We start from the raw sequence: 17,607 nt of genomic DNA, 5'->3' as shown, positions 1-17,607 counted from the left end.
GAAAAACAGCATACATTGTGTTTGCGCACAGGTATCTTATCCACCCTCTAGGGTGAATTTGTTCTTTTGCATCAGAAGGTAGTGAGCCCAAGGCGGGTCTGTAACCGGTAGAGGACGTATTTCAGCCAGGTAATCTCACTCTGATATTCCCCCAGCGGCAGGCTGTACTCGGCTCCCTCGTTGTTCCACAGCCGGGTGAAGTATCCCTCCACCTCCGCATACAGCGGCTGTTCCCGCGGAACGGATACCCAGAGATCATTTTCCAGGTTATAGTCGTCCAGATTACGGGCTGTGAAGTTCGTCGACCCGCCCAGGAGGATGGAGTCCCCTGATGCCTTGGCAATGAACATCAGCTTGCTGTGATACTGCTCCTTGCCTGTGTTGTACCAGCGGATCAGGATGTTCCCGTCAGAGCGGCGGTCCAGGTCCATGGCAACGGGCCGGTTGGGGATGCCGATTTTGTCCCGTCCGAAGGCATTCTGGTTGGGATCAAGCAGCAGCCTGACCTGGGCGCCACGTGCATCTGCCGCCAGCAGGGCATCGATGATTCCGTCGTCTGCCAAATAGAACATGCCCATCCAGATGACATCCCCCGGTCCCGCTGCGGCGATCCCCTCCAGTGCATATTTGTACACCTTGCCTTCTGTCAGATAGCGGACTTCAAGCGGAGACTTCCCGGAAGCAGCAGCCTGCTGGAATGCAGGGGTCTTACTCAGCAGGGGGCCGGCTCCCGACAGATTGGCCGCAGCCTGCTCACTGCGCAGAATGTCCTCCTGGATAGGACCTTGCACTTCCAGGGCAATATTAGAATGATATGCGCTGGCGTCATGCACATTGCCGGAGGAGATCAGGGCGGTGTTCTCGCTCAGCACGACCTTGCGGTGGTTCGCTTTGACATTCAGCAGCTTCAGATAGGAGCGGGCCGTAATGTCCGGTCCTCCGCTGGCCATCAGATTCGGAATCCAGCCGGTGCCGGATTGCCCGAACCACTGGATGAAGGTACGCCAGACCGCAGAATAGGCGGGTGTCGAATCACGCAGATCATCCACATCCGTCAGGATCACCTTGATCCCGGCGGCGCTCATCTCCTCCAGCAGGGCATTGGGCGCAGAGCCGTAATTCGTATTCACCTCGTCGGTGATGAAGACGATCTCCAGGGCAGGGTAGGCGGCTTTCTGGGCAAGCAGCTTATCGGTAAGCTGTCGGCTGACAGCGGGGAACTGCTGGTCTGTATGCGTATAGTTATTGAACAGGAACAGATCGATCACGAGGAATTGTCTGGACTCTTCAATAATCTGCAGGATTCTGGGCAGAATCTGTTCTTCCCTTGCCTGCTTCCCGCCGCTGTCCTGGTAGGTCAGATCATGCCAGAAGGCGAGCTTGTTCACCTTGTAAGCAGGGCTCTCCGTGGAGATCCCTTGCGGCAGTGGCTTATGGGTCTGATAGAGCATTACCCCGGCCAGCCAGAGGAGAAGAAGGAGCAGGGCCATCAGGACCTTGGAGCGGCGGCGCAGGACGAACTGAATCCGGTGCTTGCGGCGGGAGGCCGTAATGGCGCCTGAAGCCAGTGTGAGCTGTAACTGTTCGGGTGTGACGGGATGGCGGCCTTGATTCATAATCATCCTCCTGGGTCTGCTGCGGGGCCAGAGCGGCTAGATCGTGGCGCCAGCATGGTAAGTACCTATAACGCCCGCTAAGGAGAAGTGAAGCAGCTGAGTGAGAAATCCCCGAAAAATCTAGTGTTGCAAAAAGCGCCGCATTTCATCCGTGCCCTACCTGCAAGCTGCATTATACAAGTTCTGGTGACATAACACACATGCAATTGTATAATGAGTGTAAATAATTTGTATAAGGTTTGAATCTTCAAAGTATTCAGTGTGAAACAGGAAGCGAGTGAGATCCATCGTGTATTCCATCAAACAGGTCGTCGAAATGCTCGATATTCCCTCTGTTACTCTGCGGGCGTGGGAGAACCGGTATCAGGCTGTCGTCCCGGAGCGTACCGAATCGGGCTATAGGCTGTACAACCAGGAGAATATTGAGGACCTCCGCTGGTTGAAGGAACAGACCGATAAACAGGGCATCAGTATCTCACATGCTGTACGGATGCTGAAGCAGCATAAGCAGAAGGACCTGGATGAGCGGCTGGCCGTTGCAGGCGGGGATCCCAAGGATGCATTGGACAAAATGAGGCAGCAGATCTACGCAGCGCTGCTCGATATTCAGGGCGAGCGGGCCGATGCGCTGATTGATTTCGGGTTCTCCCTATATGGCTATGAGGCGATGGTCCATCAGGTGCTGGTGCCCGTGCTGGTGAAGGTCGGTGATGACTGGGAGCAGGGGACGGCGACTGTGGCCCAGGAGCATTATATGACGCATATGATCACGAACCGGCTGTCGCAGTTCTTTCACGTGTTCCCGGTATACGCCCATCTGCAAAAGGTGCTGGCCTTCTGCCCGGCGGGAGAGCATCACCAGATCGGCCTGCTGCTGTTCTCGCTGTTCCTGCGCAGGAACGGGGTTGAAGTCATCTACCTGGGGGCCAATACCCCCGAGGAGGGTGTGATGGAGCTGCTGGCGAAGCAGGAGCGGATCGGAGCCGTCTGTCTGTCCGTTACGAATGGCAAGCTGCTCCCTTATGCGGAAGAGCTGCTTGAACGGCTGGGCAGCCTGTACCCGGAGCTGCAGCTCATTGCGGGCGGCAAAGCTTATGAGGCGGTCAGCCCGCTGGAGACCAGGGCCACCTATTTAATGGCGGAGCCGCCGGAGCGGTGGCAGGCCTGGTTCGACCAGGAGTATGCCGCAGCCAGGCAGAGAATGTAGCAAACCAGTGAACGATAATCGTTCAGGATATCTTATGGAACCGGTCAGAACCCGCTTGCGGGGCTGGCCGGTTCTTTTGCTATGGACAAGTCTAGCAATCAAATTGCTGGAAGTCCGGGTGATGATATTTACATGGCCCGGCAAAGTATGTATGATATTTGTATCACTATTGTATAGTTTTTGTATAATGTTTGAACGAAGGAGGATGCCGCTTGATCCGAACCACAGATACCGCAAAAGTCGCAGTTATCGGCGCAGGGCCGGGCGGATTGGCTGCCGCCATGCTGCTTGCCGCCGAAGGATATGAAGTAGATCTCTATGAACAGCAGGCGGCGGTTGGCGGAAGATCAGGAGAGCTGAAGCTGGGAGACTACCATTTTGACCGGGGAGCCACCTTCTTGATGATGCCGCATTTGCTGGAGGAGCTGTTCGCTCTGGCAGGGCGTTCTGTGCATGACTATGTCAAGCTTACGCCGCTTGATCCGCTGTATTCCCTGCATTTTGGAGATACCGTATTTACGCCTTCCACGAACCAGGACCAGACGGCTGAGCAGATTGAGCGGCTGTTCCCCGGGAACGGAAGCGGCTACCGCCGGTTCATGGCTGAAGAAGCCGACAAGCTGGAGCGGGTGATCCCGCTGCTGCAGCGTCCGTTCCAATCACTGGGGGACTATGTCAAAAGAGATGTGCTGCACGCGCTGCCCAAACTGAACGCTACAGACACGGTGTATAAGCGCCTGTCCCGTTATTTCAAGGATGAAAGGCTGCGGTTCTCATTCTCATTCCAGGCGAAGTATCTGGGGATGTCGCCGTGGGAATGCCCCGGCACCTTCACGATTCTGTCGTACATGGAGCACCGTTACGGCCTGTACCATCCGGCCGGCGGCATTAACCGTGTGCTTCAGGCCATGGCTGAGGTCATTCAGGAGCATGGCGGGCGCGTCCATACCGCAAGCGGTGTGAAGCGCATTAGGGTCAAGAACGGACAGGCCGCAGGCTTGCTGCTGGAGAACGGGGAGAAGGTGGCCGCGGATTATATTGTGATTGGAGCAGACTTCGGCTCTGCGATGACACAGCTGTTCGAGCCCGGGCTTCTGAAGAAATACACGCCTGCCAAGATTGCCCGCAAAAGATATTCCTGCTCTACAGCCATGCTCTATCTCGGCGTGGACGGAGAGGTGGATCTGGGTCATCATTCCGTTCATTTTGCCGATGATTACAAGCTTAATGTCAGAGAGATCACAGAGTTGGGCGTGCTGTCGGAGGATGCTTCTATCTATATTCATAATCCTTCGGTTATCGATAAGACCCTGGCCCCTCCCGGCAAATCCTCGCTCTACGTGCTGATGCCGGTGCCTAATCTGAGCGCGGATATCGACTGGGAGCAGGAGCGGGCCGAGGTGGAGGATTGGATGATGGAGCGGCTGCAGCAGATCCCGCAGCTGGCCGGGATCGCCGGGCGGATTGAGGAGAGCCTGTTCTTCTCCCCGCTGGACTGGCAGAATCAGCAGAATGTATATAACGGGGCGACCTTCAATCTGGCCCATAATCTGGGGCAGATGATGCATCTGCGGCCGCATAATACCTTCGAGGAGGTGCGCGGCATCTGGCTGGTCGGCGGGGGGACCCATCCGGGCAGCGGCCTGCCGACGATCTTCGAGTCGGCCAAGATCAGCGCGCAGCTGTTGCGGGAGCATGACCAGGCGGTGCGGGGCAGGTTCATCGTGCAGGCGGGCGCATCCGGCACAGGTGCGGGGGTTCCGCTATGAGCCGCGTGGCCGTCGTAGGCAGCGGAATCGGCGGGCTGACGGCAGCGCTGCTGCTTACCCGTCAGGGGCATGAGGTAGTGATCTATGAGCGCGCGGCCCAGGCGGGCGGGCGTGTGGCTTTTGAAGAGCAGGACGGTTACCGGATTGACCGCGGGCCGACCATCGTGCTGCTGCCGGAGATGCTTCTGGGGATTCTGGAGGAAGGCGGCCTTGCGCGAAGCAGCCTGGAGCTGCTGCACTGTGACCCGCTCTACCGGGTTCACTTCAGAAGCGGGCGCAGCTTAACCAAATTCGCGGATGCGGCGGCGCAGGCCGAGGAGATTGAGCGGCTCTATCTCGGAGAGGGCAAGGGCTTCACCCGGTTCATGACAGAGATGTCGGTACTGTATCCGCAGGGGCGCACGTCGTTCCTGGAACGGGGATATGCCAGCGGGCGGGAATTCTTCAGTCCGTCTAATCTGTCGCTGATGGTCCGTCTGCGCGCTTACCAAAGCCTGCGCTCTGCTATCGGCCAGTATTTCCGGAACGAGGAGCTTAGAGATGCGTTCTCCCTGCAGAGCTTATATATTGGAGGCGCGCCGTTCCGCACACCGGGTATCTACACGATGCTTCCCTATGCCGAGCATGCCTTCGGCATCTGGATGCTGAAGGGCGGATACGGAACGCTCCCGCAGATCATGGCCCGGGAACTGGAAAGCCGCGGGGTACAGATTCATACAGGCACCGAGGTGGAATCCTTGCTGGTTGAAGGAAGTAGCTGCTGCGGAGTGGTTGTTCAGGGGCAGCCGGTTCCCTATGATGCTGTACTGTACAATGGCGATTTTCCGAATGTTGAGAAATTGCTGCCGTCTGGTGTGTTCAAGCAGAACCGGGCGCTGGGGGTGACGGCGGATAAGGGCAGACCTCTATCGGGCAAGGCGGTAAAACGCGGAAGCTGGAAGCCGTCCTCAGGGTGTCTGCTGATCTATGCTGCCACTGACAAGCGGTGGCCGGACTCGCTGGTGCATCAATTCTTCCTGCCGCACAGTCTGAACAGCAGCCTGCATGAGCTGTTTGACCGGGGACAGATTCCCGCCGATTCATCTTATTATGTATTTAATCCGGTAGCGCTGGATGACAGCGCAGCTCCTCCCGGGCAGAGTGTGCTGTATTTCCTTGTTCCCGTTCCCTCCGCGCCGGAGCTGGATTGGGAGAGAACAGCCGGAGCGTTGGCTGACACCATCATGGCGGATGCCGAGCAGAGGGGCTTCCCCGGGCTTGCCGCCAGTGTGATCTGGCGCAGGCTGAGAACTCCTGCCGATGCGGAGCAGGAAGGAATGTATGGCGGGGGCAGCTTCGGTATTGCACCGCTGCTGAGCCAGTCGGGAGTGTTCCGGCCCCAGCCGAAGCCCTACCCTCTCCAGGGACTGTATGCCGCAGGCGCTTCCGTCCATCCCGGCGGCGGTGTGCCGATAGTCATGCAGGGAGCGAAGCTTGCCGTTCAGGAAATGATAAAGGAGATGAACATACATGGATGAGAGGATATTGCAGCAATGTGAGGAACTGATGAAGAGAGGGTCCACTTCGTTCCATAAGGCTTTTGATGTTCTGCCAAGTCCCAGACGTGAAGCGGTGCATGTGATATATGCCTTCTGCCGGATTATTGACGATAGTGTGGATGAGCCGGAAGACTCGCCGTACAGCATTCATGAGCTGCGGGAGCATTTCATGAATCTGGAGCAGGCGGACGGACATTTCATCTGGCCGGCGCTGCGCTGGCTGTTCAGCAGCTTCCCGCAGCTTCAGCGTGAGCCGTTCTTTTTGCAAATGGAGGGACAGCTTAGGGATCTCACCTTCACAGCCTATGACACGATGGAGCAACTCAAGGGTTACTGTTATCTTGTAGCGGGGACGGTTGGGGAGATGCTGTTGCCCGTCTTGCGGGATGATCAGAGTGAAGCGGCCCGGACAGCCGGAATTGCTCTGGGGATAGGAATGCAGCTTGTGAATATCATCCGCGATGTGGGGGAGGATCTCAGAAGAGGACGCAGATATGTGCCGCTTGAGGTGATGGACAGACATGGCTATACCCGGCAGGAGCTGGAGAACGGAGAGGTGAATCCTCAGTTCACCGCTGTCATTCAGGAGCTAAGGACAGAAGCGCTGGACTGGTTCCGGCAGGGACTGGAGAATGTGCACACGTATCCGCTGGAGAGCGGCCTTGCCATTGAACTTGCCGCATCCTTCTATGCCGCTATTTTGGATGCCGTGGAGGCAGATGGTTATGATGTTTTCCGCAAAAGGTCCTATGTTAGCGATGAAGCCAAGCTCCAGCTGTTCCAGCGTACGGTCGTGCGTTATGCCGGTGTACGAGCTGCGGTGGTTTAACGATGGTCCGAACCCTATTTTGGATCTGGTATACCATTGGCGCTCTGCTGTTGATCTGGCTCGGGATTCCCGATAGCCTGAAGTTCTCCAACGGATTGTTTCTCGTATTCTATGGCGCATATGCACTGGACTTATTAATCAAAGGATACTTTCAGCCCTTCATGTCTGACTGGTCAGTCAATTCGTCCGGAAGCCGGATTACCAAGCGGATAGGATATTTTGCGGCGCTAATCTGGTTAGGGGGAATGACGGTGGAATGGGTGGGCGTACATTCCGGCCGGTTGTTTGGGGATTATAATTACTCTTCGATTCTCGGGCCTTTATTATTCGGTGTGCCGGTTACACTGGGCTTCGCTTGGATAGCCGTTGTGTGCAATGCTGTGCTTATCAGCCATGATTTCGGACAGCGCGGACTCCGGCTGCTGCTGCTGCGGGCCGTGCAGGTGGGCTTCTGGACGGTGCTGATGGATCTGGTGCTTGACCCCGTTGCCCATGCCAGGAACTTCTGGCACTGGGAAGGCGGCGGGGGCTTCTATCAGGTGCCTTGGAGCAACTTCGGCGGCTGGCTGATTGCAGGCGCAGCCTTGTCCATGCTGCTCCCGGCCGTGCCGTTCACCCGCCTGGCTGCCCGCCGGGGCACCCGCCTGTATCAGGCGATACTGATCCTGTTCGGCCTAATCAGTCTGACAGAGGGACTGCCTGCCTGTGCGGTGATCGCCGGGGCCGGCGCCTTCTTAGCCGAAGGGAGTCTGCGCTATGCTGGAAGCCGTTCCATCGGTAAGGTTTGACTGGTTATTCTACCGTTATAACTCCATGTATCTGCTGCGCAGGCATTTCCATTTCATCGGTATCAGCGGCGAGCTTGAGCCCGCCGCCACCGCCGGGCGGGGGATTCTCTACCTGATGAATCACAGCTCGTGGTGGGACGGCCTGCTGGCCTATCACGCCGTGGGGAAGCTGCTGGGGAAGCGCCATTATTTCATGATGGAAGAGGAGCAGCTCCGTAAATATGCCTTCTTCAGAAAGCTCGGCGCGTATTCCATTAACCCCGGCAATGCCGGGGATGCGCGGGCTTCTCTGCGGTATACAGCCGGGCTGCTGCAAAAGGGTGAGCGTGTCTGGATGTATCCCGAAGGCGAAATCCGGCCGCTGGAGCACCGCCCGCTAAGCCTGAAGGAAGGGGCTGCCCTGGCGCTGCGCCTCAGTCCGCAGACTGCCGTAGTGCCGGTAACGCTATATCACGGCCTGTTCCGGCATACCAAGCCGGAAGCCACGCTGCTGGCCGGTGCGCCGCAGCTGCTCCCCTGGGCGGAGATGGACCGTTCCGAGATAGCCCGGACGCTGGAGACTGTTCTTGGCGGCCAACTGGAGACACACCGCAGCCGGGTTCTTAACCATCAAGGCTACATGCCGGATGAATTCAGACCGCTGCTGCGCAGAGGAAGATCAACGAATGAATGGCTGGACCTGCTGCGGCCGGGCGGAGGGAGAGGATGAACATGTTCTTTCAGGCTGTAACCGGTATTCTGCTGCTTCAGCTATTGTTCGCAATATGGAATGCAGCGCAGCTCCCCAAGCTGGGGGCAGCTGGAACAAGAGCGGTGAAGGCGCTGCCCGTACAAGGGGGCTCCCGGGCCTTACGCTTGTCGGTGCTGATTCCTGCCCGGAATGAAGCGGATAATATTGGGGAATGTCTTACCTCCGTCCTGGCCTCAAGCACCGGCGGAATCGAGGCGGAGATTATTGTACTGGATGATTCATCGACTGACGGCACGGGGGCTATTGCCGCTGCTGCGGGCGGCGGCAGGGTCCGCGTTCTGCAGGGATGCGAACTGCCGGAGGGCTGGCTGGGCAAGTCCCATGCCTGCGCCCAGCTTGCGGAGGCGGCAGGCGGAGACTGGCTGCTGTTCCTGGACGCGGATGTCCGTCTGCAGCCGAAGGCACTTCAGGCGGCGCTCTCCGCTGCCGGAGCAGCGGGCGGCGGCATGATCACGGGTTTTCCCCGTCAGAATACAGGAAGCTGGCTGGAGCGGCTGATCGTTCCCCTGATGGTCTTCACCATCATCTGCCACCTGCCCATTCCGCTGGTCCGGGCGTCCCGTGATCCGCGGTTTGTTGCCGCGCACGGGGGCTTCATCCTGATTCACCGGGACAGCTATGACAGCTGCGGCGGGCATGCAGCCATCCGCAGCGAGCTGGTGGATGATATGGCGCTGGCCCGCGCCGTGAAGCGGTCAGGCGGGACAGTAGCGCTCATGGATATTACGGAGCAGGTGCACATGCGGATGTACCACAATGCCCGGGAGGTATGGAGCGGCTACCGGAAGAATATCTATGCCGGTATCGGCCGCAGCCCAGTGCTTCTGCTGGCTGTGCTTATCGTGTATTGGTCGCTGTATGTGCTGCCAGCCGCCGCAGTTCTGTACTATGGCCTGAGCGGCTCACCCGGCGCGGCTCTCTGGCCCGCAGCTGCGCTGCTTGCCGGTATGGCCGTCAAGCGGACCAGTGATGCTGCCGGACGGCAGCCGGTCTGGTTCTGCCTCCTTCTTCCGGCCGGTATGCTCTGTCTGTCCCTGATTGCCGTGGCGTCCTGGCGCGGAAGCCGCCCGCGCGGAGGCTATGAATGGAAAGGAAGGCGGTATGGATGAAACAGAAGGCAGTGATCATAGGCGCCGGATTCGGAGGGCTGTCCTGTGCGGTGACTCTTGCCGCTGCGGGCTGGGAAGTCACCGTGCTGGAACGCCAGCAGCAGCCCGGCGGCAAGCTCCAGCGAGTGAAGGCGGGGGGCTACACCTTCGACCGGGGTCCAAGTACCATTACAATGCCCCATGTCTTCCGCTCGCTCTATGAGCTTGCTGGAGCCCGCATGGAGGATTATGTGCGGCTCTATGAGCTGGAGCCGCGTACCCGTAACGTATTCGCAGACGGCAAGGTTGTCGATTTCTCCAGGGATACCGGGAGAATGCGGGAGCAGATGGCCGCCTACAGCCCGGCAGATGCTGCGCGGTTCCCGGACTTTCTGGCGGAAGCCTCGCGGCTGTACCAGCTCAGCGAGAAGCAGTTCCTGCACAGACTGCTGCTGTCCTGGAAGGATAAGCTGTCGCCTTCTCTTGTGCGGGATCTGCTGCGCGTAAGACCTTTTCTCAGCCTGCATGACCTGCTGCTCCGCTACTTCAGCCACCCGAATACGCTGGCTATGCTAGGCCGCTATGCCACTTATGTCGGATCATCGCCGTATCGTTCCCCCTCCATCTTCGCCATGCTCGGCCATCTGGAGATTCAGGAAGGCGTGTACGGGGTGGAGGGCGGCACCTATGAATTAATCAGCGGCCTCTCGGCACTCGCCCGGAATCTGGGCGTGCGGCTGATTACAGGCACAGAGGTGACGGGGATTTCCGTAGTGTCCGGTGCGGTGGAAGGTGTGGATACGGCGCAGGGCTTCTATCCGGCCAAGACCGTGATTGCCGGTGGCGATGTTCTGAGCATCAACCGGATGCTTCTGCCAGAGCCGGTCCGGCCGGGAATGACGGACCGTAAGATAGAGGCGTATGAGCCGTCCCTGTCCGGGCTGGTTACGCTGGCGGGCGTGCCCCGCACGTATGATAAGCTGCTGCATCATACGGTGTTTTTCCCGGAGAACTATGAACAGGAATTCAAGGATATCTTCGGGCATAAGCGTCCGCCGCCGCAGCCGACAGTGTATGTATGCCACTCCGGTTATTCCGAGCCTGACATGGCGCCTGCGGGCGGCAGCAACCTGTTCATCCTGGCTAATGCGCCTTATCTGAATCCAGCCTGTGACTGGAGCGAGGAGAGTGCTGTGTATGGGGAGCGGGTGATCTCTGTACTGGAGGGTCATGGCATTACAGGGCTGGCCGCAGCGGATGTACTGGAGCGGTATACCCCGCAGGACATCGCCCGCGATACGCTGGCGCATCAGGGAGCCATTTACGGGATATCCTCCAATACGGTGAAGCAGACCTTTGCCCGTCCAGGCAACCGCTCCAGCGATGTGAAGGGGCTGTGGTATGTAGGCGGCACCACGCATCCCGGCGGGGGAACCCCGGTCGTGTCGTTGTCCGGCAGGCTGGTGGGCGAGTATATTGCAAGCCATCTATGAAGAGAGAGAACCCTGCCCGCGTTCAAAGGCCGGGCGGCGTTGTGCTATAATGATAAGTACTTGTGGAAACGGATATGTTGCAAGTAGATGAATAACTCTTATAGTGACTTGGTTGCTGAATGTATGCTAGAAACCGAATACAATCGGCAGGTACAACGGCGCATGGTCCGAATGCGAATGTATGCGAAAAACAGCATACATTGTACTCACAGGCAGACGTATGGCCGAATGTATGTGAAAAACAGCATACATAGTGCTCACACACAGGCGTATGGCCGAATGTATGTGAAAAACAGCATACATTGTACTCGCAGGCAGGCGTATGGCCGAATGTATGTGAAAAACGGCATACATAGTGCTCGCAGGCAGGCGTATGGCCGAATGTATGTGAAAAACAACATACATAGTGCTTGCACACAGGCGTATGGCAGAATGTATATGAAAAACAGCATACATTCTCCGTAGGGTGATGTTGTTATAGTTTGAGAATAGTGAAGCAGAAATGGAGGAAGACAGCATGAATGATATGCCGCGAAATGGTGTGCCGCAGGACGCTGTGGAGCAGTCAGGCGCAGCGTCCGGGCCGGGGCAGCAGGCAGCAGGCTCTGGCCTTGCCGGACATCAATCTCTGCTGCCCGACTCCCGGACCGGAGAACGGAAGATTGAGCATGTGCGGCTCTGCCTGAACGAAGATGTGGCCGCCAGCGGAATTACAACCGGGTTCGAGCAGTACCGGTTTCGCCATAACGCCCTGCCGGAGCTGGATTATGATACGATCTCACTGAGTGCTGAATTCTTAGGGCATAGGCTGCGTACCCCGCTGCTGATCAGCTCCATGACCGGGGGAAGCGCGGCTACCGGTAAGATTAACGAGCGGCTGGCCGAAGCGGCGGAGCGCCGGGGCTGGGCGCTTGGAGTCGGCTCGGTGCGTGCGGCTGTAGAACGTGCGGAGCTGGCGTCCACCTTCCATGTGCGGACTCAAGCACCCACGATTCCGGTCATTGCCAATGTCGGAGCCGTGCAGCTTGCTTACGGCTTCGGCGTAGAGGAATGCCGCCGGGCGGTTGAGATTGCCGGAGCCGACTGGCTGGTGCTCCATCTGAACGGGCTGCAGGAGGTATTCCAGCCGGAGGGGGACACCGGCTTCGGCTCCCTGCTGAAGCGGATTGAGGCATTATGCCGCAGCCTTGAGATTCCGGTGGGGATCAAGGAGGTCGGCTGGGGGATAGACGGCGATACGGCGGCGCGGCTGTATCAGGCGGGCGCTGCCTTCATTGATGTGGCCGGTGCGGGCGGCACTTCGTGGAGCCAGGTAGAGAAGTTCCGCAGCATCGATCCGGTGCGCCGCGCGGCAGCGGAGGCCTTCGCCGACTGGGGAATTCCCACGGCCGAGTGCATTGCCGAGGTCCGCGCGGTCTCCCCGCGCGGCGCGCTGATCGGCAGCGGCGGGCTGAAGCACGGGGTCGATGCTGCCAAGGCGCTGGCCCTTGGCGCGGATCTGGCGGGCTTCGGGCGGGGGCTGCTGGGTCCGGCCGTCAGCTCCGAGGAGGCGCTGGATCAGGCGCTGGCACAGGTGGAGCTGGAACTGCAGACGGTGATGTTCGGCATCGGCGCGCCGGACCTTGCAGCGCTGCGCGGAACGCCGCGTCTGGTCCGGCGCTGAGCCAGGTTTGCTTTTATAATCAGAACCGAAGGAAGGTATGTATCCAAATGACGATTACATTGGTCCCGATGGACGAAGCCGCATTTCAGTCGTTCTTGAAGCAATCTACCCGCGACTACGCAGAAGAGAAAGTACAAGCCGGTGCTTGGGATGCAGACACAGCATTAGCGCAGGCCCAGGAATCGATGAATCGCTACCTGCCGCAAGGGCTCAATACGGCGGGAGCTTATTTCTATTCGGTAGTAGAGGACGTGTCGGGAACCCAAGCGGGTTATATCTGGTTCAATGTGACCGAGAACCGCGGGGTGCGGGAGGCGTTCATCTATGACATTTATATTTTCGAGCCGTTCCAGGGCCGGGGATACGGCAAGCAGACGCTGCTCCTGCTGGATGAGGAAGCCCGGAAGCTGAAGGCGGCCAAGATCGGCCTGCATGTCTTCGGACACAACGAGCGCGCCTTCGGATTGTACCGGAAAATGGGCTTCCAGGTTACAGACATCACGATGTCCAAAACGCTATAGCCCGCAGACAGAATTCCGCAGACTGTATTTCCAGGTCTGGTATAGGTTTCAGGCAAGCCGCAAGCGGACAGGGAGATGTTTCTCTGTACGAGCATGTTGTGCCACTATCTGCGGCTTCGGACGTTGATGCAAAATCGGAAGTAAAAGGGACTCCCCCGGGGAGTCTTTTTGCATAATTTAGAGTGTGCGGACGTAAATGCGGATGTAAGCGAAAAACCGAACGCAATGTGCTGGCGTGGGGCGAATGTGCCGAATGTATGCGGAAAACCGAACACAATGGACCGCGCCAAGTGATTTAATGTTTACCCGATAAGGTGATGGTGTCCGACCGCCCTTGACATCCGCTGTTGCTGGAGAATTTGTTCTAATATATAATGGTTTGAGATCAGTTCGGTATTTCATGCGGTGATCAAACCATCCGAAAATAGGAGTTGTCATATAAATGGCTTTGAAAGCAGGTATCGTTGGACTTCCCAACGTGGGCAAATCGACATTATTTAATGCAATTACACAAGCGGGCGCAGAATCCGCCAACTATCCGTTCTGCACCATCGACCCGAACGTGGGGGTTGTAGAAGTACCGGACGAACGTCTGAATAAGCTGGTAGAGCTGGTGCAGCCGAACAAGACGGTTCCGACCGCTTTTGAATTCGTCGATATTGCCGGACTGGTGCGCGGCGCGAGCAAGGGCGAAGGCCTGGGCAACAAGTTCCTGGCGCATATCCGCGAGGTGGATGCCATTGTTCATGTGGTGCGCTGCTTCGTCGATGAGAATGTGACCCATGTGGACGGCAAGGTGAATCCGATCAGCGACATCCAGACGATTAACCTGGAGCTGATTCTGGCTGACCTGGAGAGCGTGGAGAAGCGGATTGAGCGTTCCCGCAAAAATATCAAGGGCGGCGACAAGAAATACGCCCAGGAAGTTGAAGTACTGGAGCGCGTGAAGGAAGCCCTGTATCAGGACCAGCCTGCACGCAGTCTGGACTTGTCCGATGACGAGCGCCAGATCGTGCGTGATCTTCACCTGCTCACCCTGAAGCCGGTGCTGTATGCGGCGAATGTGGGCGAGGATGAAGTGGCAACTGCCGAGGAGAACCCTTATGTGCAGCAGGTCCGCGAATTCGCAGCGGCCGAGAATGCTGAAGTGGTGCCGATCAGTGCCAAGGTGGAAGCGGAGATTGCCGAGCTGGAAGGCGAAGACAAGGATATGTTCCTGGAAGAGCTGGGTCTGCAGGAATCCGGTCTTAACCGTCTGATCAAAGCGGCTTACAAGCTTCTGGGCCTGTACACTTATTTCACGGCGGGCGTTCAAGAGGTTCGTGCCTGGACTATCCGGAAGGGCACCAAGGCCCCTGGAGCAGCGGGTGTGATTCATACGGACTTCGAGCGCGGATTCATCCGGGCCGAGGTTGTAGCTTACACCGATCTGGTAGCGGCAGGTTCAATGAACGGCGCCAAGGAACGCGGGCAACTGCGTCTGGAAGGCAAGGAATATCTGGTGCAGGACGGCGACGTTATGCATTTCCGGTTCAACGTATAGACATTTTACCGCTTATTATAGAGAGGCCATTCAGGAGTAGAGGGTTTTGCTTGCTGAGTGGTTTCTTTGCGTCATCCGGACCTTGTGTCAAAAGATTTCCCCGCCCCGCCGCCGGTGCTGTAGCCAATTGATGCTTGTGGTGGTATAATATAAAGTCGTATATCTACTTCAGTTGTAGCAACAATTTAAAGTAATATTGAAAGTAATATTGAATGAAGAATTTGAATCAGGAGAGGTGAATTCCCTTGTTGGACCGATTGCAATCCCTGGCGGACCGCTATGAGAAACTCAGTGAACTGCTATGTGACCCGGATGTTGCAAGCGACAGTAAGAAACTGAGGGACTATTCCAAAGAACAATCCGACTTGCAGCCCGCCTTCGAGGCGTATAGCGAATATAAGAACGTAATGGAAGAGCTTGAAGCCGCGAAGATGATGCAGGCCGAGAAGCTTGATGATGAAATGAAAGAAATGGTCAAGATGGAGATCGATGAGCTGTCTGAGCGGCAGGCCCATTTGGAGGAGAAGATTCGTCTGCTCCTGCTGCCTAAGGACCCTAATGACGACAAAAACGTAATCGTGGAAATCCGCGGCGCAGCCGGCGGAGACGAAGCGGCTCTGTTCGCCTCTGACCTGTACCGGATGTATACCCGTTATGCCGATACCCAGGGCTGGCGCGTGGAACTGATGGATGTGAACACGAATGATCTGGGCGGCTTCAAGGAAGTGATCTTCCTGATCAACGGGCGCGGCGCTTACAGCAAAATGAAATTCGAAAGCGGCGCACACCGTGTGCAGCGCATCCCGACCACAGAATCCGGCGGACGTATTCACACCTCCACCTCTACCGTAGCCGTAATGCCGGAAGCGGAAGAATTCGAAATTGAGATTCATGACAAGGATATCCGTGTCGATACGTTCTGTTCAAGCGGCGCGGGCGGACAGTCCGTTAACACGACCAAGTCGGCAGTACGTGTAACCCATGTACCTACGGGGATCGTGGCTACCTGTCAGGACGGCAAGTCCCAGAACTCCAATAAGGAGAAGGCGCTGCAGGTACTGCGTGCCCGGATCTCGGATCTGAAGCGTCAGGAAGAGGAAGCGAAATATTCCGGAGAACGCAAGAGCAAGGTGGGAACCGGTGACCGCAGTGAGCGTATCCGTACCTACAACTTCCCGCAGAGCCGTGTGACGGATCACCGGATCGGCTTGACCCTCCACCGTCTGGATCAGGTGATGAACGGGGATATTACCGAGATTATCTCGGCGTTGTCCATTGCGGAACAGGCAGAATTGATGGAAAAAGGAGAATAATGCTTTGAAACACGACTCTTACGTCATGCCTGCCGTGCAAAGCATCCGGGAAGCCTTTGCGGAGGCTTCTTCTTTTTTGAGCGGACATGGGATCAGTGAGCCGCAGCGCAGCAGCCAGCTCCTGCTGGAGCATGTACTGGGCTTGTCCGGGGCGGCTTATTATATGGCGCTGGCCGATCCCTTCCCGCTGGAGCGCAAGGCCGATTGGGAAGCGCTGGTGTCCCGCCGGGCAGCGGGGGAGCCGGTGCAGTATATCATAGGCGAGCAGGAATTCTACGGCCGCGCCTTCGAGGTCACGCCCGAGGTATTGATCCCCCGCCCGGAGACGGAGCTGCTCGTCGAGGCGATTCTGAAGTACGGCGCGGAGCTGTGGCCGGGCGGAACGGTAGGGGTGCGGGGCGAAGCCGCACCGGAAGGTGATGGAGACGAGCAGGGACAAGCTGCGGGCGGTGAGGCACGGGCGGTGCGGGGCGAAGCCGCACCGGAAGATACGGCGGCTGCGGGTGAAGCAGCCGCACACAGCGGGGCGGGCCGCAGCGCCGCCCGCCGGGAGAGCGGCGCGGGCGCAGCCGACGCCGCACGGCCGCTGACCGCCGTCGATATCGGCGCCGGCAGCGGAGCGATCTCCGTCACGCTGGCGGCGGAAGCGCCGGCGTGGCGGGTCTGCGCCGGCGATATCTCGCCCGGCGCGCTGGCCGTGGCCCGGCGCAATGCGCAGCGGCACGGCACGGCAGTGGACCTGCGGCTCGGCGATCTGCTCGAGCCGTTCGCGGGGCTGGAGACGGATATCCTCGTCTCCAACCCGCCGTACATTCCCGGCGGCGACATCGCCGGGCTGCAGCGCGAGGTGCGCGATCATGAGCCGCGCACGGCGCTGGACGGCGGCGGGGACGGGCTGGACCCGTACCGCCGCATGATGGAGCAGCTGCCGCTGCTCCCGGCTCCGCCGCGCCTGGTCGGCTTTGAGCTCGGCCAGGGGCAGGCCGAGCAGGTAGCCGGACTGCTGCGGGCAGCCGGACATTGGGACGAGATCATCACCATCGATGATCTCGCCGGGATTCCCCGGCATGTGCTGGGGATTGCACGCCAGCGGACAGGCGGCAGCGGGCCGATGTAACCAACCGGCTGGCCGCTTGAAGAGCGAGGGCGGAGATGGAGACTGGACCCGTGGGAGCTTCAGCTGCCGCCGGAATGTTTTTGGCTGGGGAGCCAGCATTAGCCACCGATTCTGCGCCACGTTACGATGGCGAGTCCCCCATATTACTCCACAAGAGGTGAGGAACGGACCGCCGTCTAGTCATGCGCCCGTTCCTTACGGACCGAGAAGACGCTATATCCTATAGCAGCGGGAATTTCGTCACTTTTGCGGACGGAGGGGACGTTATTTCCCTTCAATGTGCCATTCGGGCAGCAAAATCAGTAAATAACGTCCCTGGAGTCCGATAAACATGCCGAAACAGCGCTTTTGGCACAAATAAGGGCTGCTCT

Annotated in this window: 14 protein-coding genes; 13 read left to right on the top strand and 1 reads right to left on the bottom strand. The window is 58.2% G+C overall.

Annotation, left to right across the window (positions count from 1 at the left end):
• Positions 1-71 precede the first annotated feature (71 nt).
• The gene (locus MHH28_RS20175) at positions 72-1,616 is read right to left on the bottom strand and encodes a phospholipase D family protein (protein WP_405104901.1); all 1,545 of its coding nucleotides are present in this window, start codon (positions 1,614-1,616) and stop codon (positions 72-74) included.
• Between the two features lie 289 nt (positions 1,617-1,905).
• Between MHH28_RS20175 and MHH28_RS20170 the strand changes: the two genes are divergently transcribed.
• The 13 genes from MHH28_RS20170 to MHH28_RS20110 all read left to right on the top strand — a co-directional run bounded on the left by MHH28_RS20170 (position 1,906) and on the right by MHH28_RS20110 (position 17,236).
• Entirely contained in the window at positions 1,906-2,823 is a 918-nt protein-coding gene (locus MHH28_RS20170) for a MerR family transcriptional regulator (protein ID WP_405104899.1), read from the top strand.
• A gap of 212 nt (positions 2,824-3,035) precedes the next feature.
• Positions 3,036-4,592 (top strand): phytoene desaturase family protein, encoded by a 1,557-nt coding sequence (locus MHH28_RS20165; protein WP_405104897.1) that lies wholly within the window; start codon positions 3,036-3,038, stop codon positions 4,590-4,592.
• Positions 4,589-6,109 carry a phytoene desaturase family protein gene (locus MHH28_RS20160; RefSeq protein ID WP_405104895.1) on the top strand — a complete coding sequence of 507 codons (1,521 nt, stop codon included), beginning with the start codon at positions 4,589-4,591 and terminating at the stop codon, positions 6,107-6,109. Before MHH28_RS20165 ends, MHH28_RS20160 begins: the two co-directional genes overlap by 4 nt.
• The gene (locus MHH28_RS20155; protein WP_405104893.1) at positions 6,102-6,959 is read left to right on the top strand and encodes a phytoene/squalene synthase family protein; all 858 of its coding nucleotides are present in this window, start codon (positions 6,102-6,104) and stop codon (positions 6,957-6,959) included. The genes MHH28_RS20160 and MHH28_RS20155 overlap by 8 nt, the downstream gene beginning before the upstream one ends.
• Positions 6,960-6,961: 2 nt before the next feature.
• A complete protein-coding gene (locus tag MHH28_RS20150) occupies positions 6,962-7,747 on the top strand; it encodes a carotenoid biosynthesis protein (protein ID WP_405104891.1) in 786 nt (261 codons plus the stop codon).
• Positions 7,716-8,456, top strand: coding sequence for a lysophospholipid acyltransferase family protein (locus MHH28_RS20145; protein WP_405104889.1), 741 nt, complete (start codon positions 7,716-7,718; stop codon positions 8,454-8,456). Before MHH28_RS20150 ends, MHH28_RS20145 begins: the two co-directional genes overlap by 32 nt.
• Positions 8,453-9,607 (top strand): glycosyltransferase, encoded by a 1,155-nt coding sequence (locus tag MHH28_RS20140; RefSeq protein ID WP_405104887.1) that lies wholly within the window; start codon positions 8,453-8,455, stop codon positions 9,605-9,607. The genes MHH28_RS20145 and MHH28_RS20140 overlap by 4 nt, the downstream gene beginning before the upstream one ends.
• Complete coding sequence (locus MHH28_RS20135) at positions 9,604-11,079, top strand: phytoene desaturase family protein (RefSeq protein WP_405104885.1); 1,476 nt, start codon at positions 9,604-9,606, stop codon at positions 11,077-11,079. The genes MHH28_RS20140 and MHH28_RS20135 overlap by 4 nt, the downstream gene beginning before the upstream one ends.
• 526 nt (positions 11,080-11,605) lie before the next feature.
• Positions 11,606-12,742: a type 2 isopentenyl-diphosphate Delta-isomerase gene (gene fni / locus MHH28_RS20130; protein ID WP_405117189.1), complete on the top strand. Its 1,137-nt coding sequence runs from the start codon at positions 11,606-11,608 to the stop codon at positions 12,740-12,742.
• A 47-nt stretch (positions 12,743-12,789) separates the two neighbouring features.
• Positions 12,790-13,263, top strand: a complete 474-nt coding sequence (locus MHH28_RS20125; RefSeq protein ID WP_405104883.1) for a GNAT family N-acetyltransferase — start codon at positions 12,790-12,792, stop codon at positions 13,261-13,263.
• A 442-nt stretch (positions 13,264-13,705) separates the two neighbouring features.
• Complete coding sequence (ychF, locus tag MHH28_RS20120; RefSeq protein WP_405104881.1) at positions 13,706-14,806, top strand: redox-regulated ATPase YchF; 1,101 nt, start codon at positions 13,706-13,708, stop codon at positions 14,804-14,806.
• A 245-nt stretch (positions 14,807-15,051) separates the two neighbouring features.
• Positions 15,052-16,119 (top strand): peptide chain release factor 1, encoded by a 1,068-nt coding sequence (prfA, locus tag MHH28_RS20115; RefSeq protein ID WP_405104880.1) that lies wholly within the window; start codon positions 15,052-15,054, stop codon positions 16,117-16,119.
• Between the two features lie 4 nt (positions 16,120-16,123).
• A complete protein-coding gene (locus MHH28_RS20110) occupies positions 16,124-17,236 on the top strand; it encodes a N5-glutamine methyltransferase family protein (protein ID WP_405104878.1) in 1,113 nt (370 codons plus the stop codon).
• Positions 17,237-17,607: the final 371 nt, after the last annotated feature.

Source organism: Paenibacillus sp. FSL K6-1217 (genome assembly GCF_045040735.1).
Taxonomy (GTDB): domain Bacteria; phylum Bacillota; class Bacilli; order Paenibacillales; family Paenibacillaceae; genus Paenibacillus_AQ.
The sequence above is the reverse complement of the archived record's forward strand: the minus strand, read 5'-3'. Positions and strand labels throughout refer to the sequence as shown.

Excerpts from the sequence above, each read along its gene's own strand:
- MHH28_RS20175 (WP_405104901.1), bottom strand. The coding sequence starts at position 1,616 with ATGAATCAAGGCCGCCATCCCGTCACACCCGAACAGTTACAGCTCACA.
- MHH28_RS20160 (WP_405104895.1), top strand. The coding sequence starts at position 4,589 with ATGAGCCGCGTGGCCGTCGTAGGCAGCGGAATCGGCGGGCTGACGGCA.
- MHH28_RS20155 (WP_405104893.1), top strand. The coding sequence starts at position 6,102 with ATGGATGAGAGGATATTGCAGCAATGTGAGGAACTGATGAAGAGAGGG.
- MHH28_RS20150 (WP_405104891.1), top strand. The coding sequence starts at position 6,962 with ATGGTCCGAACCCTATTTTGGATCTGGTATACCATTGGCGCTCTGCTG.
- MHH28_RS20145 (WP_405104889.1), top strand. The coding sequence starts at position 7,716 with ATGCTGGAAGCCGTTCCATCGGTAAGGTTTGACTGGTTATTCTACCGT.
- MHH28_RS20140 (WP_405104887.1), top strand. The coding sequence starts at position 8,453 with ATGAACATGTTCTTTCAGGCTGTAACCGGTATTCTGCTGCTTCAGCTA.
- MHH28_RS20135 (WP_405104885.1), top strand. The coding sequence starts at position 9,604 with ATGAAACAGAAGGCAGTGATCATAGGCGCCGGATTCGGAGGGCTGTCC.
- fni (WP_405117189.1), top strand. The coding sequence starts at position 11,606 with ATGCCGCGAAATGGTGTGCCGCAGGACGCTGTGGAGCAGTCAGGCGCA.
- MHH28_RS20125 (WP_405104883.1), top strand. The coding sequence starts at position 12,790 with ATGACGATTACATTGGTCCCGATGGACGAAGCCGCATTTCAGTCGTTC.
- ychF (WP_405104881.1), top strand. The coding sequence starts at position 13,706 with ATGGCTTTGAAAGCAGGTATCGTTGGACTTCCCAACGTGGGCAAATCG.